Genomic DNA, 26,969 nt, shown 5'->3' with positions numbered 1-26,969 from the left:
CTTTCTTCCCTCCCTTAGCCGTTGACAATCAGAGACACTGCCATAATGGGCAGCAAAATATACGCCATCAGTGCGATTTTATCCTTATTGATCTTTTGATAGACCCGCAGGCCGATGATTCCCGCCATGATTGCCGCAACAGCGGAGCAGGTCAGGGCAGGAAGCAGCTCCAGGCGAATATTCCCGTATGAGATATGCATGATCATGGAGTACAGTCCCGCCAACAGAAAGCTAAATTCCAAGCTCGCCTTCATGGTCAGGGTGTCCTCGCACACATTCATATAATAAATCAGCAGGAAGGGGCCCACAATGTTGAACATCCCTGTGGACAGCCCCGTTACCAGCCCGGCGATGGCCGCGCTGTACCAGCGGTTGGGTATGACGATCTGACGCTTGCGGCAATAAAAGAAGATGCCGGTCACCAAAAACAGCAGCCCCGCCAAAATCAGCCGCAGGGTAAACTCATCAAAGTGCATCAGAATATAAAGTCCCACATTGATGGTAAGCATGCAGCACAGGATGGGCAGCAGCACAATTCTCAGTTTCAAATGCTTTCGCAGCGTCAAGCTCATCTGTAGGCCGATGACCACCACTGTCACCGCCGAAATAGCGGAGCAGTCCCGCATGGGCAAAAACTGGGGCATGATGGCCATGGCAATCAGCGCATACCCAAACCCACTGCTAGCCTGGAAAAAGGCCGAGGCGAAATTCACTGCCGTTACTCCTAACAGCATGAGGATCCCTCCCTGTCTCATTTACAGAAAAAGGTGCTGCCGGCCCAAGCCGGCAGCATTCCTTTTTCTTTTGAACGCGGTGATTACCACCACTTAATTTGATCGGTGATGTGATTACGGATCTCGATAAATTCCGGAGAGCTGACGTCACGGGGCCGGGGCAGGTCAATTTTGACCTCCTCCTTAATCTTGGCCGGCTTGTTGGTCAGGATGAGCACCCGCTCTGCCAGATATACGGCCTCCTCGATGTTGTGGGTAATGAACACCACCGTGGTGCCCATCTCACGCCAAAGACGGATGACCTCGTCCTCCAAATAGAAGCGCAGCTTAATGTCCATCTGGCCGTAAGGCTCATCCATCAACAGCAGGTCGGGCTGCATGGCAAAGGCCCGTCCGATGATGATACGCTGGGCTGTACTGATAGACAGCTGGTGGGGATACTGGTTCCGGAACTCCTGCAGGCCCAGCAGGTTGATAATGTTCTCTACCCGCTTGTCAATCTCGTGCTTGGGCAGGTGCTTAATCTCCATTCCAAAACGCAGGTTCTGTTCTACCGTCAGCCAAGGCATGGAGGAGGGCTCCTGGAACACCACTGCCAGGTTGTGCTTCTTGGGATCGGCAGGCTCGTTATCAATGTACAGCTCGCCCTTGGTGGGCATGTAGATCCGGGTCAGCAGGTTCAAAAAGGTGGTCTTTCCGCAGCCGGTCGGACCGACAACACACAGAAATTCGCCCTTTTTGATGTTAAAGGAAACGTCATCCAACACGTGGAGGTCCCCAAAAAACTTGGTTAAGTGCTCGACTCGGACCTTATTCTCGTCCTTGTTTACTGTGTTACTCATAGGGCACCTCCATCACAGCGCCAGGTCGGTATTATCCGAGATCTCGGTACGGATACGCAAGAACTCAGGATCGGTTGTGTTCCGCGGCCGGGCCAGGTTTTTCAGATCATAAATCTCCTTCACCTTGGCCGGACAATTGCTCAGCAGAACAATCCGGTCGCCAAGGTAGACCGCTTCCTCAATGTTGTTGGTCACGAAGATAATGGTCCGCTTCTCCTTCTCCCAGATCCGCAGCACCTCTTCCTCCATGGCATACCGGGTCTGGGCGTCCAACTGACCGAAGGGCTCATCCATCAGGAGGATCTCCGGGTTATTGGTGTAGGCCCGGGCAATGCCCACGCGCTGCTTCATACCGCCGGACAGCTCATGGGGATAGGACTTCTCAAAGCCCTTCAGCCCCACCAGGTCAATGTACTTCTGGGCCGTCTTTCTGCGCTCCTCCTTGGGAACGCCGGCTACCTCCGGTCCAAACTCCACATTGGCCATAACCGTCTTCCAGGGCATGAGGGCCAGGGACTGGAACACCATGCCAATCCGCTTGTCGCTGCCCTCTACCTGCTCGCCGTCCAAATAAACTGCTCCGCCCACCGGCTTCTCCAACCCGGCAATAATATTCATTAAAACCGTCTTTCCGCAGTGGCCGGGGCCCAAAATCACGAGAAACTCGTTGTCATATACTTCCAGCGAGACATCTTCAACTGCGTCCTTCACCTGGCTGTTCACAACATAGCTCTGTGAAATATGTTCCAATTTCAGAATGACTTTTTTCTTCTCGTCCATGGACAAATCAACCTTTCTGCATACTGCGTGATGATGGCCAGGAGGGCTCCCACGATGCCAATGGAGATCATGCTAGTCAGCACCAGGGGCATATCCATGGAGTCCATACCGCGGGAAATGAGGAAACCGACGCCGGAATCCGCGCCCAGCATCTCAGCCGCCAGCACCACCATCCAGGCCGCGCTGGTGGAGGTCCGCACGCCGGCAAAAATGGCATCCAAAGCGGAGGGAATCGCAATTTTAAACAGCTGCTGACGGGAATTGGTGTTAAACACCGTGCCAACATTTAAGTAGATTTGCTCCACGTTGCTCATGCCCGCCTGGACATTCACCACGATAGAGGCCAGAGAGCCAAAAATAACGATCAGCACCTTGGGGAACTCGCCAATGCCGAACCACAGCGTGATCAGAGGAATCCATGCCAGAGGGGGCACCGCACGGAAGGCGTTGAACATGGGGGTGAAGAAGGCCTTTGCCTTTCGGTTCCACCCGATCAGAATACCAAACGCGATGCCGAATGTCCAGTCAAAGAGCAGAGCCAAGCCAATGCGCTGCAGGCTGGCAAAGATATGGCCGAACAGGTTCATCTTTTTTACCGGCTTGGTAAACAGACGAACGGTACGCTCCCACACATCCCCGGGAGAGGGAAATCCAGAGCTAAGGCTGGAAGCAAAAAGCCAGAGCCCGATCAGGAGCAGAATGGAGATAATGGGGAGCACTTTATAGAGGATGTTCAAGCGGTGCTCGCGGATCTCCGCTGCGCTCATATTTTCAATATTGATCTTTTTCTTGCTCATAGCTTCTTCCACCCCAAAATCTTATTTTCCAACAGGTTGATAAGGGCGGTAATAATCACGCCAATCACACCGATGACCACAATGCCCAGGATCACGATATCCACACGGCCGTAAGAGCGGCCCATCAGGATCATGTAGCCCAGACCGCTAGAGGAAGCCAGCATCTCAGCCGCCACCAGAGTAGCCCACGCGTTACCGATGGCCACCTTGATACCAGCAAAGGTCATGGTCATAGAGGAGGGAATGCCCACCTTCCAGAACACAGTGAAATAGGAGGCGCCAAAGGTCTTGCCCACGTTTTTCAGAACTTCTTTCGTCTGCCGAATACCAGTATAGGAGTTAATCAGGCAGGGAACAAAGGCTGCAAAAAACACGATAAACGCCTTGGCCTGCAATCCAATGCCCATCCATACGATGGTCAGAGGAATCCAGGAGACCGGAGGAATGGGGCGGATGATCTCAAAGATGGGGCGCATAAAGCTGTCAAAGCCCCGATACCATCCCATCAGCCAGCCCAGAGGCACACCAATAACTACCGCAAGTCCAAACCCGCACAAGGCCACCTGGAGACTGGACCAGATGTTGACCGCCAGTACCGCTCCATCCGGATTGGGGTCTGAGAGCTTGGTGATAAACAGCTGGAAAATCTGTACCGGCTCACTGATGTACTTGGCGTCCACCAGCTTGGTCACCGACAGCACTTCCCAAATGACAAAAAACAGAACAACGCCCGACACGGCTAGGACCAGATCGCGGTTGCGCAGCTGTCTTCTCTGCCGTTGTACCAGTGCGACGCGTTCTTCATTGGTCAGTGCCTGGGTCTTTTTTTCGCTCAAATTCATCCCTACTTTCCTACCCAAAATACAACTGCCCTCCCGCCCGCCAGGCGGGAGGGCAGCCGTATCTGTTGTGTCCCTTCAGTTTCTATCGATTTTACTTGCCGAGCATCTCCTGGGCGCGCAGAGCGACGGTAGGATCAATGCGCGCATCGTCCAAATAGCGAGCGCGGTCCTCGTTGGTATACTTGCCCTCGGAGATAAAGAAGTCTACGCTGACCAGAACGTCCTTCTCCGCCTGGAGCAGGTCACGGCTGGTGTACAGGCCCTTGTCGTCGGGAGAAGAGGTGGTGTAGATTTCAATCCACTCGTCCACGGTGGGGCTGCGCCACCACTCCATGGTCCGCTGGGCAATATCCTCATTGCACAGGAAGCCCTCTTCGTCGCAGTTATCCAGGTACCACTGAGCAGCCTGAGCCATGTTCTCCTCGGACTCATAACACCACTCGGCAGCCTTGTGGAAGACGATGCACATAGTGGTCACCAGGTCCAGGTTGTTCTCCAAAAAGTCGGGCTGCACGAAGGTGCCGCAGGGAGCGGTGAAGCCCAGGGTGCCTGCATCGCCCACACGGACGTAGCCGGCGTCTTCCGCGGAGAAGGCAATGGCGTTCCAGCAGCCCAGGCCGTCGCCGGTGCCACCGTTAAAGCCGGTCAGAGCATTCGCGTTGTCCATGTTCACGCTGGTGATATCATTCAGGGTCAGACCCAGCTGCTGCAGAGCGCTGGCCAGTACGGCCTGAGCGGTGGTGCCGGCAGGATAGACCCAAGTGGTGCCCTTCCACACCTCGGGGTTGGTGGGATCCTTGGCAATGGGAGAATCAGGACGCACGAACAGAGCCAGGTTCTCCTCATAGTCGGTGATGTCAATCAGAGGGAAGTCATAGCCGTACAGACCCAGCGCCAGGCCGCCGGCGCCGCAGGAAGCCATATCCCACTCGGCGTTGGCCTCCATCATAGCGGGACCGCCAGTGAAGGGGACATACTCCACCTCAATGTTCAACGCATCGAACACACCCAGGTTATCCGCAAACAGGAAGCCATAGGACAGAGGGGAGCCGGTGAAAAAGCCCAGACGGACTGTCTGTTTCGTCTCAAAGGGGGTCAGGCCCCAGGTGAGGTCTTCGCCGCCGGAGACCTGTGCGGAAGAGGAGCCGCCCGCTTCCTCGCTGGAGGAGGCGCCGCCAGAGCCACAGGAGACCAGAGCAAACATCATGGACAGGGAAAGCAGCAGAGCAATCATCTTTTTCATTTTTGTCTTCCTTCCTTCTTTCTAAAAATTTGCTGGGATTCCTTTCGGGGGAGCGCCGCAGCCTGCCATGACTGCGGCTGCCTGTACCTGGACCCTGATCCCCCGAGAACAAGGATTACACCGTAGACAGATCGTCGTCCTTCATGCACAGATGGACGGCGCCGATCTTGAAGGTCTGCGGCAGGGCCAGAATGTTGGGATTGGGACCGACAAACTTCTTCTTGGCGTCCTCCAGAGCCTCCTCAAAGGTAGCCCGGGTCTTCAGTCCCATGCTGCGGGCAATGCCGGGCTCCTGAGCTCCCACGATGTAGATGGCGCTGGTGTTCATCTCGGCGATGTGACCGCAGGCCATCATGGAGAAGCCGTGGAAGGGATGGAAGGCATTGGCGAAGCGATACTTGCGGATGTACTCCTCATTGGTGGCAAAGTACTCACCGTACCGGTTCATGTCGGGCAGGGTCTGCATGTAGTCGTGCTGGAACATTTCGTACAGCTCCCGCAGATAGGGCCACCGCTCGTCGTGGAAGTAGCCGTTGCAGATGGAGGAGCAGATGATCACACAGTTTTCCTTCATCACCCGCTTGTGACGGATGACCTGAGCAGACAGGGCCTGCATCATCTGAATGGGGTTGGTGCCCATGCCGTTGCCGTAGTGGAAGTCCTGGGGCATACCAAAGACCATCACGTCGTACTTCTTCTCCGCGAAGGGGACGTAGGTGCGCTTGTTGGCGATCTTCCAGGACTCGGGCTGCATCTCCTTGGCATAGCCGGAGTACAGGGCGATCTGGCGGGAGTAGGTGTCCAGCACTGCATCACAGCAGAAGAAAGGATGCCCCATCTTCTTCTCCATGTGCATACCAATTTCGTCGAACTTGGTGCGCATCAGGGAGTGGCCAGAAACGGGGGTGAAGTCGGGGCGGTGCATAACCTGGGGCACATGGTGGCTGGCGATGGAGCGCCAGTGGGTGATGCCGGTGGCGCAGTGCTTGTAGCCGCCGGAGTAGCCGCCATAGGGGTTGCCCTGGGTGTGGCCGATGAGGATGGGCAGATCACAGTCGAAGACGTACTTGTTCATCAGCACGGGGTCGCCCCGGTCGGTGGTTCCCAAGTCCACCATGTGCTCGGGGTCCTCACTGTCGTGGCTGGTGATCTGGTTGGTGTAATAAAACTCGTTGAACAGCTCGTCGCCCAGGATCTTCTTCATCTCCTCCACAGTGGCGCGGGGATGCAGACCGTTGGAGAACAGCAGCAGGATGTCCTTCTTCTCCACACCAGCGGCGTACAGCTCATCCAGGCAGGCCCGGATAGATACCTTCCGGTGGCTGGTGGGCTGCAGGCCACCCTTAACAATATCGGGAATGACGAAGACAACTTTCTTACCCGGGCCGGCCAGCTCCCGCAGAGGCTTCATCCCAATGGGATTGCGGATGCTCTCCAGAGTAGCGGCGTACAGGCTGTCCCAGTCCTGGGGCAGGCAGGGAGGATCGGGAATGGTCTTTCCGGGGATAAATACGTCGGTGTTGTCGGGCAGCTCGGCGCTCATCAAGCCGTTGCCATACTCAAAATCCAGCTTCAAAATTGGTACACTCCTATCTGTTTTTTGCTGTGGGCCAATTAGCCCAGTTCCTGGTAATGCTTGTCAAAGACCTTGTACAGGGCCGCCGTATCCTGGCCGCCCAGGCCATTGGCACTGGCGATCTCGTTATACATCTGAACCGTACCGGCAATGACCGAGGGAGCCTTGGCGTCCTTGGCCATCTGCAGGGCCAGCTTGGTGTCCTTAATCAGCAGGTCCACGGTGAAAGCGGGGCTCTCATAGGCCTCGTCCACAATGCACCGGCCCACCTCTTTGAACAGGCCGCTCACCGTACCGGCAGAGCTGGAAGCCACGGCGTTATAGAACACGGCCTTGTCAATGCCCACGTGGTCACAGATGGCCATGACCTCGGAGCTGATGGCATTGATACAGGTAAACATCATCTGGTTGAGCAGCTTCAGCGCGTTGCCCGAGCCGGGGCCGCCCACAAACACCGCTTTGGACGCGAAGGTCAGCAGCACAGGCTCCACCTTCTTCAGGGCATCCTCGTTACCGCCGGTGGGCAGCAGCCACTTGCCTGCCGCAGAGGGACGGCCCAGGATGGGGCAGTCCAGATAGGCCGCTCCCACCTCAGCTACCCGCTGGGCATTGGTCCGAGTGGTATCGGGGGACACGGTGCTGGTATCCACCACCACGTGGTCGCTGGTCAGACCTTCCATCAGGCCGCCTTCCCCACAGATCACCTCGTCCAGCTGGGCGGGGCCGGGCAGAGACATGATAATGACGGAGCAGGCCTTGGCCAGCTCAGCCGGGGTCTCCACGATCTCGGCTCCCATCTCCTTGGCGCTCTGGGCGGCGGCGGGGAACTTATCATAGGCCACCACCGAGAAGCCGCCCTCCTGCATGCCCTTGAGCATGCACTTGCCCATACGGCCACAGCCTACCAGGCCAACCTTTTCAATGGGCTTATTTGATCCGGTCCAGGATATCATACAAAACTCCTCCTTCAGCATCAGCGGGAACATCAATTCCCAGCAGTTTCGAAATCGTGGGCGCCACATCGATGATCTTTGCGGCGTACTTGCGCTCATACTTGGTCACACCGGGTCCCGCCATCAGCATACAGGCGTGCATGTCATGGAGGGAAGGCAGTGCCAAATGGACACCGGTAAAGTTGCGGCACAGGCCGGCGGCCTCATACAGCTCGGGGTTGGCGATGATTCGCTCGCTGCCATCCCGATACTTGATGGCAGAGCGGTAGATAAAGGGATGAGACATGTAGCCCGGCTTCCAGGCGTAGATTACGTCGCCTACCCGGTCATAGCCCTTGCCTTCATAGATCCCCAGAGTACCGCTCTCCTCTTTCTTGATGGCCAGCGCCACCACCTGAGCTCCGGTCTCCGGGTCCTTCATGTCGTACAGTGCCCGTATGATCTCCTCCTGGACCTTCTCGTAATCCTCGGGCTCCACAATTCCGTGGGGGTCTCGGCCCTTCAGATTGATGAAGATGTGAGCGTGACAGGGCTCCAGAGGATGGCACTTGGTCTGGGACCAATCGATGGACAGGTTGCTGGGATCGTCGGTGGACAGGTCCAGCACATACTTCAGCAGTCCAGCCCGGGACAGATGCTCCTTGACATAGGGGTTCCAGTCCAGGTGAGTCATGCCGTGGTCGGAGATGAGCACCACGTAGGTGTTCTCCAGATCCACGCTCTCCATGATCCGGCCGATGTTCTCATCTACCTGGCGATAGGTCTCACGAATCATGTGCCAACAGAAGGGAGCCTTTTCCGGATCATAGACACGGGCCTTGGGCTCGATGCCAGCATACAGGGCATGCTCAATGTGGTCAATGGTACCCACCCAAGAGAAGGCCATATCCCACTGCTGATGATCCAGCACATACTTGGTGGCCTTGCCCCACCAGTCGGCGTGCATCTGTAGCTGATCTAGGTAGAGCTCCGGAGACATCCAGCCATCCATAAAGGCCCAGGGATCATCCACTTCCATGTAAGTACCGGCCACAGCCTCTACCTCTTTGCTCAGGCTGGCAGGAACCGAGTAAGGCTCGGCCATATTGATGGAGCTCTGATAGAGCTTGAAGTCCTTGCCGTCCTTGGACAGCTCCAAGATCTGGAAACGGAACCGGCCGGCCCGGCGATAATCACGGGCATCGAAGACCTTGGTGATCCAGGGGCCGTAGTCGCCCATGGTGATATCGGTGACCGCCTGGGCAGCGTCCTTGCTCTCCGACACCAGCATCCGGTCATATCCTTCCGCAGTGGAGGCGTAGATCAGCACCTGCATCTTGTACCCCTCCACATAGGTGGGAGGCACGGTGATTTCGAACTCCAGGGGCTCCTTCTCGCTCTTGGGCAGATTGGTCCAGCCCTGAGCGGGCTTGGCTTCTACCTTCACTGCCCGGCCGGGGATCTGGTTGCAGCGCAGCAGCTGGTTGGAGAAACAGGCGCTGGAGGCCACGTCCCACAGGGGCATGAAGAAGTAACGGAAAGGGGGATTCAGAGAACCCGCCAGCTGGCAGCCGTCCTCCACGGAAATGGCTCCCATGGGGAAGGTCACTGGCCAGTTGATGAGGGCCGTCTTCTTCCCCATCCGCTTAGCCACGTCCCACAGGGTCTCACAGAGCACCTCGTTGCGGTCAAAGGAGGTGTGCCAGTGGTCCAGCTCCTCCCCCGCGTGCTTTACCATCAGGCTGGGAACACCGTTGGTCCCCGCCCCGGCGCCGCTGACAATAGCAGTCCAAGCCGCCGCAGTCAGAGGTGGGAACACCGTTTCCAGACGGGAAAATACACCTTGCTCCATCAGCTTGGCCGTATTGGGCATACTGCCCTCAGCAACAAACTTTTTGATCAGATCCGGCATCGCAGCGTCCAGTCCAAGAAACAATATCTTCTTATCCATGCCCGCTTCAAGCTCCTTTCCAAATCCCAACTAGTTGCGTAAAATTTCGTAATTTTTTACACAAACGTTTTCGCATACTTTCTTTTTTTCTCTCATTACCTGTTGAAATAGATAATTTTTTAACAATATTTCCCCTCTTATCGTCTCTGTGCACAAATCTTACCATTGTCCCAAGAAAAAAGCAACCAGTAATTACGCAAACGTTTGTCTGTTTATTTTACTAAAATTCTCCACCTCGGGGAGTTGTCTAACGCCGCCGTGTGTGTTATAATCCCCTTGAAATTAAACGATTTTGGTGGGTTTATTGAATATGACAATAAAAGATGTAGCCCGCGTTGCGGGCGTTTCCCCATCGACGGTCTCTCGGGTGGTAAACGGCAACGAAACCTCCGCTGCCAGTGCAGAAACTCAAAAAAAGATTTGGGCTGCGGTCCGTGAATTGTGCTATACGCCCAATCAAAACGCACGCAGCCTCAAACGTTCCCAGAGCACCTCCCACTCTTCCAGCAAGGAAATCGCTTGCTTTCACGCCCGTATGATCGATGCCCATTTAGACCCCTTTTTCTCCATTTTGATGAATGCTGCCGAGCATGCCATCTTCGATTTAGGTTATATCCTGCGCTACCAGTACAGCGCAGCAAATCTCCAAAGTGCCGGCTGGCAGGCCCTTGATCCTTCTGTGGAATCACTTCTGGTACTGGGCCGCCCGGACGCCAGCACGTTAAACGTTTTGCAGGCCCAATACCGCCATATTGTCTATGTCGGCCTGCAGAATCTCCCCTTCGACATTGACCAGGTAGTTAGCCGGGGCTGCCGGGCGACCGAAAACAGTGTCCACTATCTCTACAACCTGGGTCATCGCCGTATTTGTTATATGGGCGAAACAGCCAACGAGCAGCGTTTCCAGGGCTACTTGCGGGCTGTTCGTGACCTAAATCTCAACCTACCTGATGACTATGTCATTGAGACCATGTTCACTCCCACAGGCGGCTACGATGCCACACAAAAGCTGTTGGCCCAGGGGCTGGATTTTACCGCCATTCTCTGCGCCAATGACATGACGGCTATCGGAGCCCTCAAAGCGCTCAAAGAGCACCGTTTCAAAGTTCCTCAGGGCGTCTCTCTCATTGGCGTCAATGATATGGAGACTGTGCGCTACCTCAGCCCCATGCTCACCAGCAACCACATCCCCATTGAGGAAATGGGACACGCGGCGGCCAAGCTGCTCGTCGACCGCATTGAAGGGGGCCACAAGCAGCCGGTGAAGTTGTTTTTCCCCAGCCAACTGATTTGCCGGGAATCCTGCGCCCCACCCAAAAAATAAAAACGCCCCTGTTTTCCTAACTTCTCAGGAAAACAGGGGTGTTTTTTACCCCGGCAGCAGAGGCTTCCCTCTGCTGCCGGGGTTTTTCAGACATTTATGGCTATTTGCTTAGACCAGAGTGTCCTCGCTGTGCTGCTCCGAAGCGGCTTCCAGCTCCATAGAGCCGGTCTCAAAGAACAGCTCGCCGCTGTCCTCCCCGCCCTCTTCGGGCTCATCCAGGGCATCCGCCACAATGGAACCGCTCTGGGCCCCGACCAGGTTCCCCTCATCATCGATGGGGTCTTCCTTGCGGTACTGGGCCAGGCCGGAACCGGCCGGGATCAGCTTACCAATGATGACGTTCTCCTTCAAGCCAAGCAGGTGGTCCACCTTGCCCTTGATGGCCGCCTCGGTGAGCACCTTGGTGGTCTCTTGGAAGGAAGCGGCAGACAGGAAGGATTCGGTGGCCAGAGAGGCCTTGGTGATACCCATGAGCAGACGGGTACAGGTGGGCAGGCGCAGATCCTCGCCCATCTCGTTCTTCTCCCCGGCCTCGATGCGGGCCTTGACGGCCTCCTCGGCGTCCAGGAACTCGATGATGTCAATGGTGGAGCCGGACAGCAGGTCGGAGTCCCCGGCATCCTCCACACGCACCTTCCGCATCATCTGGCGGACAATAACCTCGATATGCTTATCGTTGGTGTCAACGCCCTGTTGACGGTACACCTTCTGCACCTCACGGATGAGGTAGTTGTGACAGTCAGACAACCCGCGGATGCGCAAAACCTCGTGGGGAGACAGAGCACCCTCGGTGAGCTCCAGGCCCTTGGGCACTACGTCGCCGTCCTTCACCTTGATGCCGGCGGAGTAAGGCAGAGCGTAGGTGACCACCTCGCCGTCGTCAGCGGTGATGGTCAGGTTGCACATGACGTTGCGCTTGGTCTCCTCGATGGTCACCCGGCCGCCGATCTCCGCCAGCTGGGCCATCTTCTTGGGCTTACGGGCCTCGAACAGCTCCTCAACACGGGGAAGACCCTGGGTGATATCGCCGCCGGCCACGCCGCCGGTGTGGAAGGTACGCATGGTCAGCTGGGTACCAGGCTCGCCGATGGACTGGGCGGCGATAATACCAACCGCCTCACCGGCGCCCACAGGCTCACCAATGGCCAGGTTGATGCCGTAGCACTTGGAACACACCCCGCTGCGGGCCCGGCAGGTGAGCACGGAGCGGATTTTTACGGAATGGATACCATGGGCCTCCAGCACCGCGGCGTCGTCCTTGCGCATCATGGTGTCGCGGGTGAAGAGCACCTCGCCGGTGGCGGGGTCCACAATGTCCTCGGCAGGATAGCGGCCATGGACACGCTCGGCGAAGGTCTCGATGACCTGGCCGTGCTCCTCGATCTCCGCCACCTCAATGCCATCGGTGGTACCACAGTCCTCCTCCCGGATGATGACCTCCTGGGACACGTCCACCAGACGGCGGGTCAGGTAACCAGAGTCGGCGGTACGCAGAGCGGTATCGGCCATGCCCTTTCGGGCGCCTCTGGAGGAGATGAAGTACTCCAACACGGACAGACCTTCACGGAAGTTGGCCTTAATAGGAATCTCAATGGTACGGCCAGCGGTATCGGCCATCAAGCCACGCATACCGGCCAGCTGACGGATCTGGGCCATAGAACCACGGGCGCCGGAATCGGCCATCATGAAGATGGGGTTGTAGCGGTCCATGGACTCCTGGAGGGCCTCGGTAACGTCCTTGGTGGTCTGCTCCCAAGCAGACACGGACAGGCGGTAGCGCTCGTCGTTGGTGATAAGACCGCGGCGGTACTGCCGGTCGATCTTCACGATCTCCTTCTCAGTCTCGGCAATCAGTTCATACTTCTTGGCGGGAACGGTCATATCGGCAATGGCCACGGTAAGGGAGCCCCGGGTGGAGTAGTGGTAGCCCAGGTCCTTAATGGCGTCCAGCACCCCGGCGGAGACGGTGAAGCCGTGCTTGGTGATGCACTTGTCGATGATCTTGCCCAGCTGCTTCTTGCCCACCACGAAGTTGATTTCGGGATCGAACATGGTCTCGGGGTTGGTGCGGTCCACAAAGCCCAGGTCCTGGGGAATGGCCTCGTTGTAGATCAAGCGTCCCACAGTGGTCTCCACCAGCTTGTGCTGCATGACCCCATCCACTTCCCGGTACATCCGCACCTTGATGGGAGAGTGGAGGGTGACCACACCAGCGTCGTAGGCCAGCATGGCCTCGTCCTTATCGGCGAAGCAATGGCCGGTGCCCTCCTCATCCCGGGTAAAGGTGAGGTAGTAGGCACCCAGAATCATATCCTGAGAGGGGATGGTAACCGGGCCGCCGTCCTGGGGACGGAGCAGGTTGTTGGCCGAAAGCATGAGCACCCGAGCCTCGGTCTGGGCCTCGGCGGACAGGGGCACATGGACGGCCATCTGGTCGCCGTCGAAGTCGGCGTTAAAGGCGGTACACACCAGGGGGTGCAGCTTGATGGCGCGGCCCTCCACCAGCACCGGCTCGAAAGCCTGGATACCCAGACGGTGCAGAGTAGGCGCACGGTTCAGCATCACGGGGTGGTCCTTGATGACGAACTCCAGGGCGTCCCACACAGCGGCCTCGCCCTTCTCCACCATCTTCTTGGCGGCCTTGATGTTGTTGGCCAGGCCATCGTCCACCAGCTTCTTCATGACGAAGGGCCGGAACAGCTCAATGGCCATCTCCTTGGGCAGGCCGCACTGATAGATCTTCAGGGAGGGGCCTACCACGATAACGGAACGGCCGGAGTAGTCTACACGCTTACCCAGCAGGTTCTGACGGAAACGCCCCTGCTTACCCTTGAGCATGTCGGACAGGGACTTCAGCGCCCGGTTGTTGGCGCCGGTGACGGCGCGGCCCCGGCGGCCGTTGTCGATGAGGGCGTCCACCGCCTCCTGGAGCATCCGCTTCTCATTGCGGACGATGATGTCAGGGGCGTTGAGCTGGATGAGGCGCTTAAGACGGTTGTTGCGGTTGATGACCCGGCGATAGAGATCGTTCAGGTCGGAGGAGGCGTAGCGGCCGCCATCCAGGGGAACCATGGGCCGGATCTCGGGGGGGATGACGGGCAGCACGTCGATGATCATCCACTCGGGCTTGTTGCCGGAGAGGCGGAAGGCGTCCACTACCTCCAGACGCTTAACGATACGGGCCTTCTTCTGGCCGGAGGCGTCCTTCAGCTCGGTGCGCAGCTGCTGGGAGAGCTGCTCCAGGTCGATCTGCTGCAGCAGCTTCTTCACGGCCTCAGCGCCCATGCCGGCGTCAAAGTCGTCCTCATATTTCTCCCGCATGTCCCGGTATTCCTTCTCGGACAGGATCTGGTTCTTGGACAGAGGGGAGAAACCGGGATCGATGACGATATAGGCGGCGAAATACAGCACCTTCTCCAAAATCCGGGGGCTGATGTCCAGCAGCAGGCCCATCCGGGAGGGGATGCCCTTAAAGTACCAGATGTGGGAGACAGGGGCGGCCAGCTCAATGTGGCCCATACGCTCCCGGCGCACCTTGGCTTTGGTGATCTCCACGCCGCAGCGGTCGCACACCTTCCCCTTATAGCGGATCTTCTTGTACTTGCCGCAGTTACACTCCCAGTCCTTGGTTGGGCCAAAGATCTTCTCACAGAACAGGCCGTCCTTCTCGGGCTTCAGGGTGCGGTAGTTGATGGTCTCCGGGCGCTTCACTTCGCCGTAGGACCACTCACGGATCTGCTCAGGGGAGGCGATGCCAATGCGGATGGCGTCGAATTCAGCGTAACTCATATCCTATAATCTCCTCCCGTTCTCAAAAGTCCTCGTCGGAAAGCCCGTCCTCGGAGCCCTCCTCGTCGCTGTCCTCATCGGTGTCCAGGACCAGGTCGTCGTCGTCGCTGTCACCCTTGAAGGTGAAGCCGCCGGCGGAAGCAAAGTCGGCGTCCTTCTGGTAGCCGAAGTCGTCGTCCCGGTCATAGTAGTCATCCCGGACGGGCTGGTAGTTGTCCTCATCGTCATCCTTCAGCTCGATCTCGTTGCCCTCGGCGTCCAGCACCCGCATGTCGAGGCACAGGGACTGCAGCTCCTTGATCAGAACCTTGAAGGACTCAGGTACACCGGGCTTGGGCACGTTCAGGCCCTTGACAATGGCCTCGTAGGTCTTCACACGGCCGGTGACGTCGTCGGACTTGACGGTCAAAATCTCCTGCAGGGTATAGGCGGCGCCGTAGGCCTCCAGGGCCCACACCTCCATCTCGCCGAAGCGCTGGCCGCCGAACTGGGCCTTGCCGCCCAGAGGCTGCTGGGTGACCAGGGAGTAGGGGCCGGTAGCACGGGCGTGGATCTTATCATCCACCAGATGGTGCAGCTTCAGGAAGTAGACGTAGCCCACGGTGACGGGGTTGTCAAACCGCCGGCCGGTACGGCCGTCGTACAGCCAGTTCTTGCCGTCCACCAGGCGCAGCTGTCCGGCCTTCTGCCAAGCCCGGACCTGCCGGTCGTCGGCCATCTCTTCCGGAGTCAGGGCCCGCAGGCCGTCCTCCTGGGTGTCGTCAGCCAGGTAGAGCTGCTTGCCGATGAGGGGCTCTTCGTAGCCCACCTCGCGGGCCAGGCCGGCCATCTTCAAGCACTCCTGGATGTCCTCCTCGGTGGCGCCGTTGAAGATGGGGGTGGCCACCTTCCAGCCCAGGGTCTTGGCGGCGTAGCCCAGGTGGACCTCCAGCACCTGACCGATGTTCATACGGGAAGGCACGCCCAGGGGGTTCAGCACAATGTCCAGGGGGGTGCCGTCGGGCAGGAAGGGCATATCCTCCTGGGGCAGGATGCGGGACACCACGCCCTTGTTGCCGTGGCGGCCGGCCATCTTGTCGCCCACGGAGATCTTACGCTTCTGGGCGATGTAGACGCGAACCACCTGATTGACACCGGGGGACAGCTCGTCGCCGTTCTCCCGAGTAAAGATCTTTACGTCCACCACGATACCGGCCTCGCCGTGGGGCACCTTCAGGGAGGTGTCACGGACCTCACGGGCCTTCTCACCAAAGATGGCCCGGAGCAGCTTCTCCTCCGCGGTGGCCTCGGCCTCGCCCTTGGGGGTGACCTTACCAACCAGGTAATCCCCGGCCCGGATCTCGGCGCCCACGCGGATGATGCCGTGCTCGTCCAGATCCTTCAGGGCATCCTCGCCCACGTTGGGGATGTCGCGGGTGATGGTCTCGGGGCCCAGCTTGGTGTCACGGGCCTCGGTCTCATACTCCTCGATGTGGATGGAGGTGAACACGTCGTCCTTCACCATGCGCTCGTTAAGCAGGATGGCGTCCTCGTAGTTGTAGCCTTCCCAGGTCATAAAGCCCATGAGGATGTTCCGGCCCAGAGCGATCTCACCCCGGTCGGTGGAGGGGCCGTCGGCCAGCACGTCCTGGAACTCCACCCGCTGTCCCGCGTCCACGATGGGCCGCTGGTTGATGCAGGTGGTGTGGTTGGAGCGCAGGTACTTGGTCAAGCGGTACTCCTTGGTCTCGCCGTTGTCGTAGGCCACGGTGATGTACCGGGCGGACACCTTGGTGACGGTGCCAGGACCCTCAGCCAGGATGGCGATCTCGGAGTCGATGCAGTTCTTGTGCTCCTGGCCGGTGGCCACGATGGGGGCCTCGGGGCGGAGCAGAGGCACAGCCTGACGCTGCATGTTGGCGCCCATCAGGGCACGGTTGGCGTCGTCGTTCTGCAGGAAGGGGATCATGGCGGTAGCCACCGACACCATCATCTTGGGGGACACGTCCACGTAGTCCACCTGGTGGCGGTCCACGGAGATGGTCTCATTGCGGTGACGGCAGGTGATACGCTCATTGACGAAGCAGCCGTTCTCGTCCAGAGGCTCGGTGGCCTGGCCGATGGTGTACTCGTCTTCCACGTCGGCGGTCATATACTCGATCTGGTCGGTAACCTTGCCCGTCTCCTTGTCTACCTTGCGGTAGGGGGCCTCGATGAAACCGAAGCGGTTGATGCGGGCATAGGAGGCCAGGTAGGAGATCAGGCCGATGTTGGGACCTTCGGGGGTCTCAATGGGGCACAGACGGCCGTAGTGGCTGTAGTGGACGTCTCGGACGTCGAAGGAGGCCCGGTCACGGGACAGACCGCCGGGGCCCAGAGCGGACAGACGGCGCTTGTGGGTCAGCTCGGCCAGGGGGTTGGTCTGGTCCATGAACTGGCTCAGGGGGCTGGACCCGAAGAACTCCTTGATGGCAGCAGTGACAGGACGGATGTTAATGAGGGACTGGGGGGTGACCACATCCAGGTCCTGGGTGGTCATGCGCTCCCGGATGACGCGCTCCATGCGGCTGAAGCCGATGCGGAACTGGTTCTGGATCAGCTCGCCCACGCAGCGCAGGCGGCGGTTGCCCAGGTGGTCGATGTCATCGGGGGTGCCCAGGTTGTGGGCCAGGCAGTTGAGGTAGTTGATGGAGGCCATGATATCCTCTACAGTGATGTGCTTGGGGATCAGGTCATCCAGGTGCTCCCGGATGGCGTCCTTCAGCTCCTCGCCGGAGAACTGGTCCAGCAACTGGCACAAAGCGGGGAAGAAAACCATCTCGTCCACGCCCACCTCGGCGGGGTCAAAGTCCACAAAGTCCTTCAGGTGGACCATGTTGTTGGAGAAGACCTTGACGTTCTTGCCGTCCATGTCCACGATGACCTCATTGACACCCCGGTCATCCAGCTCGTGGGCCCGCTCCCGGGTGAGGATCTCACCGGCCTCGGCGATGATCTCGCCGGTACGGGGGTCGGCCACGGGCAGGGCCAGCTTCTGGCCGGAAATCCGGGCCCACAGGCCCAGCTTCTTATTAAATTTATAGCGGCCCACGGCGGACAGGTCATAGCGCCGGGGGTCAAAGAAGGTGGCGGACAGGAGAGACTCGGCGGAGTCCACCGTGGGGGGCTCACCGGGACGCAGCTTGCGGTAGATCTCCAGCAGGGCGTCCTCATAGGTCTTACAGGCGTCCTTCTCCAGAGTGGACAGGATGCGCTCGTCCTCACCGAACAGCTCGATGATCTCCGCGTCAGACCGGGGGCCCAGGGCGCGGATCAGACAGGTGATGGGCAGCTTGCGGTTTTTATCGATGCGGACATAGAAGATGTCGGACAGGTCGGTCTCATACTCCAGCCAGGCGCCCCGGTAGGGGATGACCGTGGTGGCAAAGGTCAGGTTATCCGCCTTGTCCGCCGTACGGGTGTAGTACATGCCGGGGGAACGGACGATCTGGGAGACGATGACACGCTCGGCGCCATTGATCACGAAGGTGCCGGAGTTGGTCATGATGGGGAAGTCCCCCATGAAGATCTCCTGCTCATTGATCTGGTTGTTCTGGGTGTTGCGCAGGTGGACCTTTACCTTGATGGGAGCGGCATAGGTGGCGTCCCGGGCCTTACACTCCTCCACATCGTACTTGGGCTTCTCATCCATGGAGTAATCCACGAAGCTCAGCTCCAGGTTGCCCGCGTAGTCGGTGATGGCGCCGACGTCCTTGAACACTTCCCGCAGGCCGGTGTCCAGGAACCACTGATAGGAGGTCTTCTGAACCTCCAACAGGTTGGGCATCTCCAGGATCTCTTTGTACCGGGCAAAGCTCTTGCGCAGGGTCTTGCCGTAATACACGTCCTTGACCATTCTAAAAAATCAACTCGCTTTCTTTTGACTCAACGGTTGGTTCTCACTTGTTTTCCCCCGGATGCAAGGAAAAACAGCCCTTTTCGCCGTCATTCTGCACAAGTTTGGCGTCAGACCGCTTTTCCGCACACCCGGCCGCGTTGTTCGTTTCCTTCCGGACTCTCTTGCCTTTTTTCCCCGTTCATGGTAATCTTTCCATGATGATGGAGGCGTTTGCTTCCCTTTAAACTTGGCTATAAGAGCATTTTATTGTACCATGCGGAGGCAGGGCTGTCAAGCCCTGCCTCCGTTTTTTTCCATCTTTTGTCCTCCTTTTTTGTATAACTACCTAAAAATTCCTTCTGGAAAAAGATTTGACAACTGGTAACAAATATGTTACAATTCGGTTACAAGTTTTGATTTGAGGAGGAATCACATTGGCCAGCGAACACATTCCTCTTTCCTATAAAGGGCATCCCCTGCGTCGGAAAGACAATCTGATCTACTACGGCACCATGGCGGAGAAGTACATCATCATGCTCCAGGTCCTCTCCACCAAAAACATCAATGGTTTGGAGATGGCAGACCGGGTCAGCGTACAGCTTCAGCTCACCGATCCCGAACTGAAAAGCCGGGACCGTGTGGTGAAGAAAAGCGAGAAGGACAGCCTCTATGCCGCCATGGACGTGGCCTCTGTATGGCTGGAACGTGCATTGAGCACCAAGTAACACCAATGATTTTACCGTAAACCAGAATTTATAGATAGAATTAGGGAGGAAACCAGCCATGCACGCCATTCGATCATCCGCCGTTCGTCTTACCGCAGGCCTCCTGGTTATCAGTACTCTTGTCGCCCCTTCTTTTGCTGTGACGGGTGTCGTTGATTCCGGCACCAGCCCTTTGCGGGTCCGCAGTGAAGCCAGCACCCAGGCGGATGTTCTGACTAAACTGAACTCCGGCACCCAGGTTGAGGTCCTCTCCTCCGTGGAAAATGGCTGGTATCAGATTTCTTACCGGGATGTCACTGGTTTCGTCTCCAGCGATTATCTGAAGGTTGACACTTCCGCCGGCGCCGTTTCGGCTGCCGCCGCCCCCTCCCCTGCCGCTGTGGCTGCTGAGGCTCCCACTGTTACGGTTTACGAGGAGATCAAGTATGGCAAGGTTACCGCCTCCTCCCTCAATGTCCGCTCTGGCGCTGGTACCGATTATGACAAGATAGACAGCCTGTCCATGGGCAAGATCGTTGAACTGACCGGTGAGTGCGACGGCTGGTACCAGATTGAAAACGGCTACATCAGCGCGGAGTATGTTGCCATCGTAGACGCCTCTGAGGCCACTAGCTCCAGCAAGGGCCAGGAGATCGCGGATTACGCTCTTACCTTTGTGGGTTACCCCTACGTTTACGGCGGCAGCAGCCCCAAGGGCTTTGACTGCTCCGGCTTTACTACCTACATATACAAACAGTTTGGCTACTCCATCAACCGCACTGCTTCCAATCAGCTGGACAACGGCACTGCCGTCTCCATGAGCGAGCTTCAGCCCGGCGATTTGGTATTCTTCAAGAAGTCTGGCTCCGGCAGCAAGCGGGCCTCCCACGTGGGCATTTACATCGGCAACAACCAGTTTGTCCACGCCTCCACCTCTACCGTGGGCGTGATTATCAGCGGTATGGACGAGGCCTACTACACCTCCGGCTTTGTAGGCGGCCGGCGTTTGGTTTGATCTAAGAAAATTAAACACAAATAAAAAACACCCCGGAGCAATTCTCCGGGGTGTTTTGTTATGTCTGCACCGGATGATGCCCCTCCATCGCAGCAAGGGCACCTCCGCTATTTACACGGGCGTAGGCTCGTTTTCTTACGTATAGGAAAAATACCAGGTGTACGATTCCGGTGATGGTCCAGGTCACCGGGTAGGATGCGTACAGCACCCAGGGACTGGGGAACACATGGAATATGGTCGCCACCCAGAATAGCCGCAGACCACATACCCCAACCAGGGAGACAATCATAGGACCGACGGAATAACCAATTCCCCGCAGCACGCCAACCATAGTGTCCATAAAGCCACAGAGAAAATAGGGGCAGGAAACCAATCCCAGGCGCAGCACCGTCTGCGCAATAACATCCGGCTCTCCTGGGGCATAGATTCCAGCCAATTGATTGCCGAACAGGTATGCCAGATTCCCCAGTACCAGCCCCGTTCCTACAGCAAATGCCTGGCACCAAAGTAGCACCTTATCTACCCGCTTGCACTGCCCCGCTCCATAATTCTGGCCGCTGAAGGTAAGGGCAGTCTGATAAAAGGCGTTCATGCCTGCATACACAAAGCCCTCAATATTGGCCGAGGCCGCCGAACCGGCTACCACAACAGCGTCGTCAAAGGAGTTCAGCGCCGACTGGATAACTACATTGGACAGGGAAAAAATGATTCCTTGGAAACCAGCTGGCAGGCCCACCTGCAAAATTCGCTTGACCACTGACCATTCCAACCCCAGCTTCTTCAATTCTACGTGCAGCGGGCCCTCCTCCCGCATCAGGCACCGCAACACAAGGGCCGCCGAGATATACTGGGAAATAATGGTGGCATAGGCCACGCCATCCACGTCCATCCCCACCACCACAACAAAAAACAGATTCAGCAGGGCGTTTATGACACCGGCAATGGTAAGGAAGTAGAGGGGGCGCTGTGTATCACCCTGGGCACGCAAAATGGCTGCACTAAAATTATACAGCAGATTGGCCGGCATGCCAAAGAAATAGATCCGCAGGTAGATGGTAGACAGGTCGATCACATCGGTGGGAGAGGACATCCATATCAGGAGCTTCCGCACCATAACTTCGCCAAAAATAGTCATTATCACACCGCTGATCAGCGCCAGTGTAATGGAGGTATGGACGCTGCGGCTGACATTGTCGTGCCTGCCCGCCCCCAGATCCCGAGCCACCACCACATTGGTACCAACTGACAGTCCGATAAACAGGTTGACCAACAGGTTAATCAGCGATGTGTTGGAGCCCACTGCCGCCAGAGCCTCTTTCCCGGCAAACCAGCCCACCACTACCACATCCGCCGCGTTAAACAGCAGCTGGAGCATACTGGATGCGATAAGAGGCAGGGCAAACAGCAAGAGCTTGTTCCACAGCGGGCCACTGCACATGTCAATCTGATATTGTCGCTTTCGCATGGATTTTAAACCGCCTTCTGCTTAAATTTATTTCCGTATGCGTCTCATCCCCGCGATGCGGACTTATCCGATTCCTTTATAAATAAAGCCCAAAATAACAACCAAAATGGTCAGGGGAACATAAATATATTTTCCCACGATTCCGAACCAACGGCTCAGCGGCTTCTCTCGGCCGGTCTCCAACTCTGACCTCAGCTTCGGCCAGCCCAGCACGTAATAGACAGACACCGCACCCAAAACCGCGCCGATGGGAACGACTACGATGGTGATGAAATTCATCCAGGCATCCACCCGGTCCTGCCCCTCCATAAACAGACCCACACCCAGAGTCAAAGCTGAGCAGATCAACACTGCCGCCTTACGGTCCAGCCGGAAATGGGTCTGCCAGCTCTCAGTCACCGCCTCAAACATGTTGATCAGCGAAGTAATTCCAGCAAAGGCCACAGACACAAAGAAAAATACGGCAAACAGCTGACCCATGGGCATTTTCTGGAATACGGCGGGCAGGGTAATGAACATCAGAGGAGGTCCACTCTTTACATCCAAACCGTAGGCAAACACAGCAGGCATAATGGCAAACGCGGACAGCAGGGCAGCCATGGTATCAAAAATTGCCGTCCGGATAGAGGCCTTGGGAATATCCTCTTTTTTACTTAAATAAGCACCGTAGACGATCATGCCAGAACCAGTAATGGACAAGGAGAAAAATGCCTGTCCCATCGCCATCACCCAGGTATCGACCCGCAGCAGCTGCTTCCAGTCCGGTACCAGTAGGAAGCGGTAGCCTTCCCAGGCTCCCGGCAGCATGGCCACCCAGACAGCTAACGCCAAGAACAACACATAAAACAGGGGCATGAGCACCTTGCTCACCTTTTCAATGCCCGCCGTCACACCCAGCATCAACACCACGCACACCAAAATGACCAGCACCGAGTGCCACAGAGGATTGCCGAAATTGGTGGCCGCCTGCTCAAAAAATGCAGCGGGCTCCGCTTCCATCAGCACCCCAGTCACCGACCCGGCTAGGCTGCGCAGCACCCAGCCCATAATCACAGCATAGCCAATGGCAATGCCCAGAGAGCCCAGCAGAGGGATCCAGCTCAGTACGCTGCCAACACTCTTTTTCCCCCGGGAGGCAAAGCAATACTCATACGCTCCAATGGTTCCCGTTCCGGCCAGTCGGCCAATTCCAAACTCCGCCGACAGACCGACCCAGCCAAACAGGAATAGAAACAGCAGGTACGGAATCAGGAAAGCCGCACCGCCATACTGTCCCAGCCGGTAGGGAAACAGCCAAATGTTGCCCAGGCCAACGGCTGAGCCCACACACGCAATTACAAACCCAATCGCAGAACTAAAACTGCCATTGCGATGCATCTTATTCTCAGACATAGAACTCCTCTTTTCTTCCTCAAACACAGGATATCATCATTGGCAATTTGCCTCTCGGAATAAGCAGGAATCGGCACACTCAGTTTCCCTTGTTCCGTTCCTCCTCCTTTCCATTTCAGAAAGGCCGTTCGGTTATTATACCATGGATAAGAACAAAAACAAGGCTTCTGAGCAGATCTATGAAAAATTGTACATCTCTTCCACACACAAACCCAGCAGTTCTCTCCACTCCCTCGCTATTTCCGCGGTTCTCTCTATTGTTTAGCCGGAACCGAGCGAATCATACCAGCATACAACCGGAGGTTTGAACCGTTTCTACTCGTGTTCTATCCTTTGACCATCCGCACTACTGTCTCTACATGGGCGCTGCGTGGGAACAAGTCTATCGCCTGCACTCTCTGCACCTGGTAGCCTAGCTCTCCAAACCGCTTGACATCCCGGGCCAGAGTGGCTGGATCACAGGATACATACACAATCCGGCTTGGTCCCATACCCGCCAGGATGGACGGAACCTGGGGGGCCAGGCCCTTCCGTGGCGGATCCACACAGATCACGTCCGGCTGGACCCCTTCTTCCTTCAGCTTTTGTGCCACCGCTCCCGCATCTCCGCAAAAAAATTCTGCGTTGCGTACTTGGTTTCTCACTGCGTTCCCCTTTGCGTCTTCAATGGCCCGGGGCACAATCTCCGCCCCAATCACCTGTCCTGCACGGCTGGCCATAGCCAAAGAGATGGTCCCAATGCCACAGTACAGATCCAGAACGGTCTCCTTCCCGGTCAGCCCCGCAAAGTCCAGCGCAACCTGATACAGCCTCTGGGTCTGGGGCTGGTTAATCTGGAAAAAGGAAGGCACCGACAAGCGGAAGGTAAGGCCGCACAGTTCCTCCTCTAAATAGTCCCGCCCCCAAAGGGTTTCATATTGTTCACCCAAAATCACGTTGGTATCCCGGGTATTTTCGTTTCGCACCACCCCGACCAGACGGGGAAGCGCCTCCCGCAGGGCCTGCACCAATTCCTGACAATAGGGGATTTGCGTGCCGTTTACTACTACACAGCAAAGCCCCTCCCCTGCTCGGTTAGTTCGGACATACAGATGCCGGATCAGCCCCTCTCCCGACCGCTCATCATAGGGCGAAATCCGATACCGCTCCATCCACTCCTTAAAGGCCCGGCGGAGAATCGTCACCTCCCTAGGCTGGAGGAGGCAGTCCTCCGCATCCAATACATCATGGCTCCGGGGGCGATAATAGCCAACCGCCAGTCCCTTCCGGCCCATAGCCACTGGAAACTGCACCTTATTCCGGTAACGGGCGGGCGTCTCCGCCCCCAGGACAGGGGGCACCTCCAACGACACCCCTCCCAACCGCTCCAGGGCATCAGCCACCCGCTGTCTCTTTGCCCGCAGCTCCTCTTCATAGGTCATGTGCCGGAACTGGCACCCGCCGCACCGGCCAAAGAGGGGACAGTCCCCCTCCACCCGTTCCGGCGAAGGGCGCAGCAGCTCCACCCCCCGGCCCCAGGCTACAGTTTTATTCACCTTCTCCAGGCGGACCATCCATCGCTCTCCCACGATGGTATAGGGGACAAAAACTACCCGTCCCTCCAGACGGGCCACTCCCAGCCCCTCCGCCGTGTACCCTGTGATATCCAGGGGATGCACGGTATTCTTTTTCCACTCAGACATTATGATGTCCTCCTTCCTTTTCTCTGGGGACATACCAAACCATGTTAATCATAGCACGCCTTCTCTCTGTCGTAAAGAAAAAAAGCCGGGCCCCGAGGGCCCGGCTGAGACTGTTTTGGGATGGACAAGGTGCACAGTCATACTGGCACGTGCCGCCTTACTTCTTCACCCCAACTCCATGGGTGGACTGTACCACCATCCCGGTCAGGGCAAACAGGGCGATGGCGTTGGGAATGACCATCAGGTTGTTGAACATGTCGGTCAGCTCCCACACAAGGGTATTGGACATCAGTGTACCCAGGAAGATAAACACCAGCGCGATCACCGAATAGACCGCCGCCCCCTTCTTGCCGAACAGATAAATCACATTGATCTTACCAAACAGGTTCCAGCTGAGCACTGTGGAGAAGGCGAAGAAGAACAGACAGATTGCCACAAACATAGCACCCAACTCAGTCCCGAACACCGTTCCAAAGGCGGTCTGGGCCAGATTGGTATTGCTCAAAACATTGGTCACATCCCCCACATAGCCGTTTGCCAGAGGGCCGTCCACCGTATACAGGGTAGAAATGACCACCAGAGCATTGAGGGTGAGAACCACAAAGGTATCCATAAACACACCGATCATGGCCACCACGCCCTGATCGTGAGGATCACTAACATTGGCCTGGGCGTGGGCGTGGGGGGTGGAGCCCATGCCCGCCTCGTTGGAAAACAGCCCACGCTTGGCACCCTGGCTGATTGCTGTCTTAATGGCGTAGCCGAAGCTGCCGCCAATGATGGCCTGAGGCTCAAAGGCATAACGGAAAATCATGCCGAAGGTGGCAGGCAGGTACTGAATCCGGGCAATGAGCACCGCCAGTCCGCCTACCAGGAAAATAACCGCCATCACCGGCACGAGTTTCTCCGTTACGGAGGCCAGGCGCTGGACTCCGCCCAAGAAGATGATGGCACAGATAATCACCAGCACAACGCCTACGATCCAGGAAGGGATACCAAAGGCAGTCTGGAAGGTGGAACCGATGGAGTTGGACTGGACCATACAGCCCATAAAGCCCAGGGCCAAAATGATAGCTATGGCAAAGAAGCCCGCTAGGAACTTTCCAAAGGCGCCCTGGAAGGCGGTGGTGATGTAGTAGACAGGACCGCCGTGGATATTGCCCTCTTCATCCCGCACACGGGTCTTAATGGCCAGAGTAGCCTCAGCGTAGATGGTGGCCATACCGAAAAATGCAATGACCCACATCCAGAAAATGGCGCCCGGGCCGCCGGTAAGGATGGCGCCCGATGCGCCTACAATATTACCAGTGCCCACCTGAGCGGCAATGGCGGTAGCCAGGGCCTGGAAGGAGCTCATTCCGCTCTCCTGCCGGCCGCCGTGAAGGGATAGGTTACCAAAGACCTTCTTCATGCCCTCGCCGAAGCAGCGCACCTGCACAAATCGGGTACGAATGGTATACCAAAGTCCCACGCCGATGAGCAAAAAGACCAAGATGTAGCTGGACAGGTACACGTTGATTTTGGATACAATGGGGTAAAGGGTTGCCTCCAGGGATGCTAACATGTGCTTCTCTCTCCTTTTACGGACAAAAAAGACCGTGGAACAAAGCTCCACGGTCCTTCCGTCAGGCAACACCCAATGCCCGCCTAGAGGCGCTACGCGCCCCAGCAAGCCGGTCTTCCCCTCTGTCCTTTTGCCTGAGAGATTGGCGGGACAATTTGTCCCGTGTTGCACCTTCGGCACTCGTGATCGAGCTTCTCCAGAGTCACATCCGCGCACAGTCCTCGTCCCCCTTGGGACACCTGAGAGTGTTACTCCTTCGGCAAGCCTGCGGCTGTTTTCCTGCGCGCTTCTTCTGTCCGATTCAATTGTAAGCCATACCATACCACACCCCCTCCTATTTGTCAACCCCTGGTGAACATTTATGCGTCCATGGCGGATTCTTACCCCCGGAGCTGGTGTAATTTGGTCAGTTTTGCCCGCAAAGTTTACAATTTACTCTTTTTTATCCATGGTGAGTGTGGTATACTAAGTTGATTTGTGA

18 protein-coding genes and 1 riboswitch are annotated in these 26,969 nt (G+C 57.1%); of the genes, 3 read left to right on the top strand and 15 right to left on the bottom strand.

Annotated elements, in window-relative coordinates:
- Window positions 1-14: 14 nt before the first annotated feature.
- From B5E43_RS00955 to B5E43_RS00915, 9 genes are all read right to left on the bottom strand, one after another.
- Window positions 15-734: a sulfite exporter TauE/SafE family protein gene (locus B5E43_RS00955; protein ID WP_158098925.1), complete on the bottom strand. Its 720-nt coding sequence runs from the start codon at window positions 732-734 to the stop codon at window positions 15-17.
- 83 nt (window positions 735-817) lie between these two features.
- Entirely contained in the window at window positions 818-1,576 is a 759-nt protein-coding gene (locus B5E43_RS00950) for an ABC transporter ATP-binding protein (protein WP_087392872.1), read from the bottom strand.
- Between the two features lie 12 nt (window positions 1,577-1,588).
- Window positions 1,589-2,356: an ABC transporter ATP-binding protein gene (locus tag B5E43_RS00945; RefSeq protein ID WP_087392871.1), complete on the bottom strand. Its 768-nt coding sequence runs from the start codon at window positions 2,354-2,356 to the stop codon at window positions 1,589-1,591.
- A complete protein-coding gene (locus B5E43_RS00940; protein WP_242964655.1) occupies window positions 2,329-3,153 on the bottom strand; it encodes an ABC transporter permease in 825 nt (274 codons plus the stop codon). The genes B5E43_RS00945 and B5E43_RS00940 overlap by 28 nt, the downstream gene beginning before the upstream one ends.
- A complete protein-coding gene (locus B5E43_RS00935; RefSeq protein ID WP_087392870.1) occupies window positions 3,150-3,995 on the bottom strand; it encodes an ABC transporter permease in 846 nt (281 codons plus the stop codon). The genes B5E43_RS00940 and B5E43_RS00935 overlap by 4 nt, the downstream gene beginning before the upstream one ends.
- A gap of 91 nt (window positions 3,996-4,086) precedes the next feature.
- Window positions 4,087-5,238, bottom strand: coding sequence for an ABC transporter substrate-binding protein (locus B5E43_RS00930; protein WP_087392869.1), 1,152 nt, complete (start codon window positions 5,236-5,238; stop codon window positions 4,087-4,089).
- A gap of 115 nt (window positions 5,239-5,353) precedes the next feature.
- Complete coding sequence (locus B5E43_RS00925) at window positions 5,354-6,814, bottom strand: lactate racemase domain-containing protein (RefSeq protein ID WP_087392868.1); 1,461 nt, start codon at window positions 6,812-6,814, stop codon at window positions 5,354-5,356.
- Between the two features lie 38 nt (window positions 6,815-6,852).
- Window positions 6,853-7,767 carry an NAD(P)-dependent oxidoreductase gene (locus B5E43_RS00920; protein WP_158098924.1) on the bottom strand — a complete coding sequence of 305 codons (915 nt, stop codon included), beginning with the start codon at window positions 7,765-7,767 and terminating at the stop codon, window positions 6,853-6,855.
- Window positions 7,742-9,697: an alkaline phosphatase family protein gene (locus tag B5E43_RS00915; RefSeq protein ID WP_087392866.1), complete on the bottom strand. Its 1,956-nt coding sequence runs from the start codon at window positions 9,695-9,697 to the stop codon at window positions 7,742-7,744. The genes B5E43_RS00920 and B5E43_RS00915 overlap by 26 nt, the downstream gene beginning before the upstream one ends.
- A 535-nt stretch (window positions 9,698-10,232) precedes the next feature.
- Between B5E43_RS00915 and B5E43_RS00910 the strand changes: the two genes are divergently transcribed.
- Complete coding sequence (locus B5E43_RS00910) at window positions 10,233-11,021, top strand: substrate-binding domain-containing protein (RefSeq protein ID WP_242964654.1); 789 nt, start codon at window positions 10,233-10,235, stop codon at window positions 11,019-11,021.
- 108 nt (window positions 11,022-11,129) lie between these two features.
- Here the strand turns inward: B5E43_RS00910 and rpoC are convergent, their stop codons facing one another.
- Together rpoC and rpoB are read right to left on the bottom strand one after the other, a co-directional pair.
- Window positions 11,130-14,810, bottom strand: a complete 3,681-nt coding sequence (rpoC, locus tag B5E43_RS00905) for a DNA-directed RNA polymerase subunit beta' (protein ID WP_087392864.1) — start codon at window positions 14,808-14,810, stop codon at window positions 11,130-11,132.
- 22 nt (window positions 14,811-14,832) lie between these two features.
- On the bottom strand, window positions 14,833-18,684 hold the full coding sequence (rpoB, locus tag B5E43_RS00900) for a DNA-directed RNA polymerase subunit beta (protein ID WP_087392863.1): 3,852 nt from the start codon (window positions 18,682-18,684) through the stop codon (window positions 14,833-14,835).
- A 416-nt stretch (window positions 18,685-19,100) separates the two neighbouring features.
- On the opposite strand from rpoB, the gene B5E43_RS00895 reads away from it, so the two are divergent.
- Both B5E43_RS00895 and B5E43_RS00890 read left to right on the top strand, forming a co-directional pair.
- Entirely contained in the window at window positions 19,101-19,391 is a 291-nt protein-coding gene (locus tag B5E43_RS00895) for a hypothetical protein (RefSeq protein WP_087392862.1), read from the top strand.
- A 139-nt stretch (window positions 19,392-19,530) separates the two neighbouring features.
- Window positions 19,531-20,385: an SH3 domain-containing C40 family peptidase gene (locus tag B5E43_RS00890; RefSeq protein ID WP_158098923.1), complete on the top strand. Its 855-nt coding sequence runs from the start codon at window positions 19,531-19,533 to the stop codon at window positions 20,383-20,385.
- A 58-nt stretch (window positions 20,386-20,443) separates the two neighbouring features.
- Here B5E43_RS00890 and B5E43_RS00885 read toward each other — a convergent pair whose 3' ends face one another.
- The 4 genes from B5E43_RS00885 to B5E43_RS00870 all read right to left on the bottom strand — a co-directional run bounded on the left by B5E43_RS00885 (window position 20,444) and on the right by B5E43_RS00870 (window position 26,488).
- A complete protein-coding gene (locus B5E43_RS00885) occupies window positions 20,444-21,850 on the bottom strand; it encodes an MATE family efflux transporter (protein WP_087392860.1) in 1,407 nt (468 codons plus the stop codon).
- Window positions 21,851-21,913: 63 nt separating this feature from the next.
- On the bottom strand, window positions 21,914-23,242 hold the full coding sequence (locus B5E43_RS00880) for a sodium-dependent transporter (protein ID WP_087392859.1): 1,329 nt from the start codon (window positions 23,240-23,242) through the stop codon (window positions 21,914-21,916).
- Between the two features lie 326 nt (window positions 23,243-23,568).
- Window positions 23,569-24,924 (bottom strand): 23S rRNA (uracil(1939)-C(5))-methyltransferase RlmD, encoded by a 1,356-nt coding sequence (gene rlmD / locus B5E43_RS00875; RefSeq protein WP_087392858.1) that lies wholly within the window; start codon window positions 24,922-24,924, stop codon window positions 23,569-23,571.
- 157 nt (window positions 24,925-25,081) lie between these two features.
- Entirely contained in the window at window positions 25,082-26,488 is a 1,407-nt protein-coding gene (locus B5E43_RS00870) for a sodium:alanine symporter family protein (protein WP_206406883.1), read from the bottom strand.
- Window positions 26,489-26,600: 112 nt separating this feature from the next.
- Window positions 26,601-26,698, bottom strand: a riboswitch (glycine riboswitch).
- Between the last annotated feature and the right edge of the window lie 271 nt (window positions 26,699-26,969).

Origin of the sequence: Flavonifractor sp. An100 (assembly GCF_002161175.1) — a bacterium.
Classification (GTDB): Bacteria; Bacillota; Clostridia; order Oscillospirales; family Oscillospiraceae; genus Lawsonibacter.
Note: the sequence above shows the minus strand (reverse complement) of the source record. Positions and strands in the feature narration are given on the sequence as shown.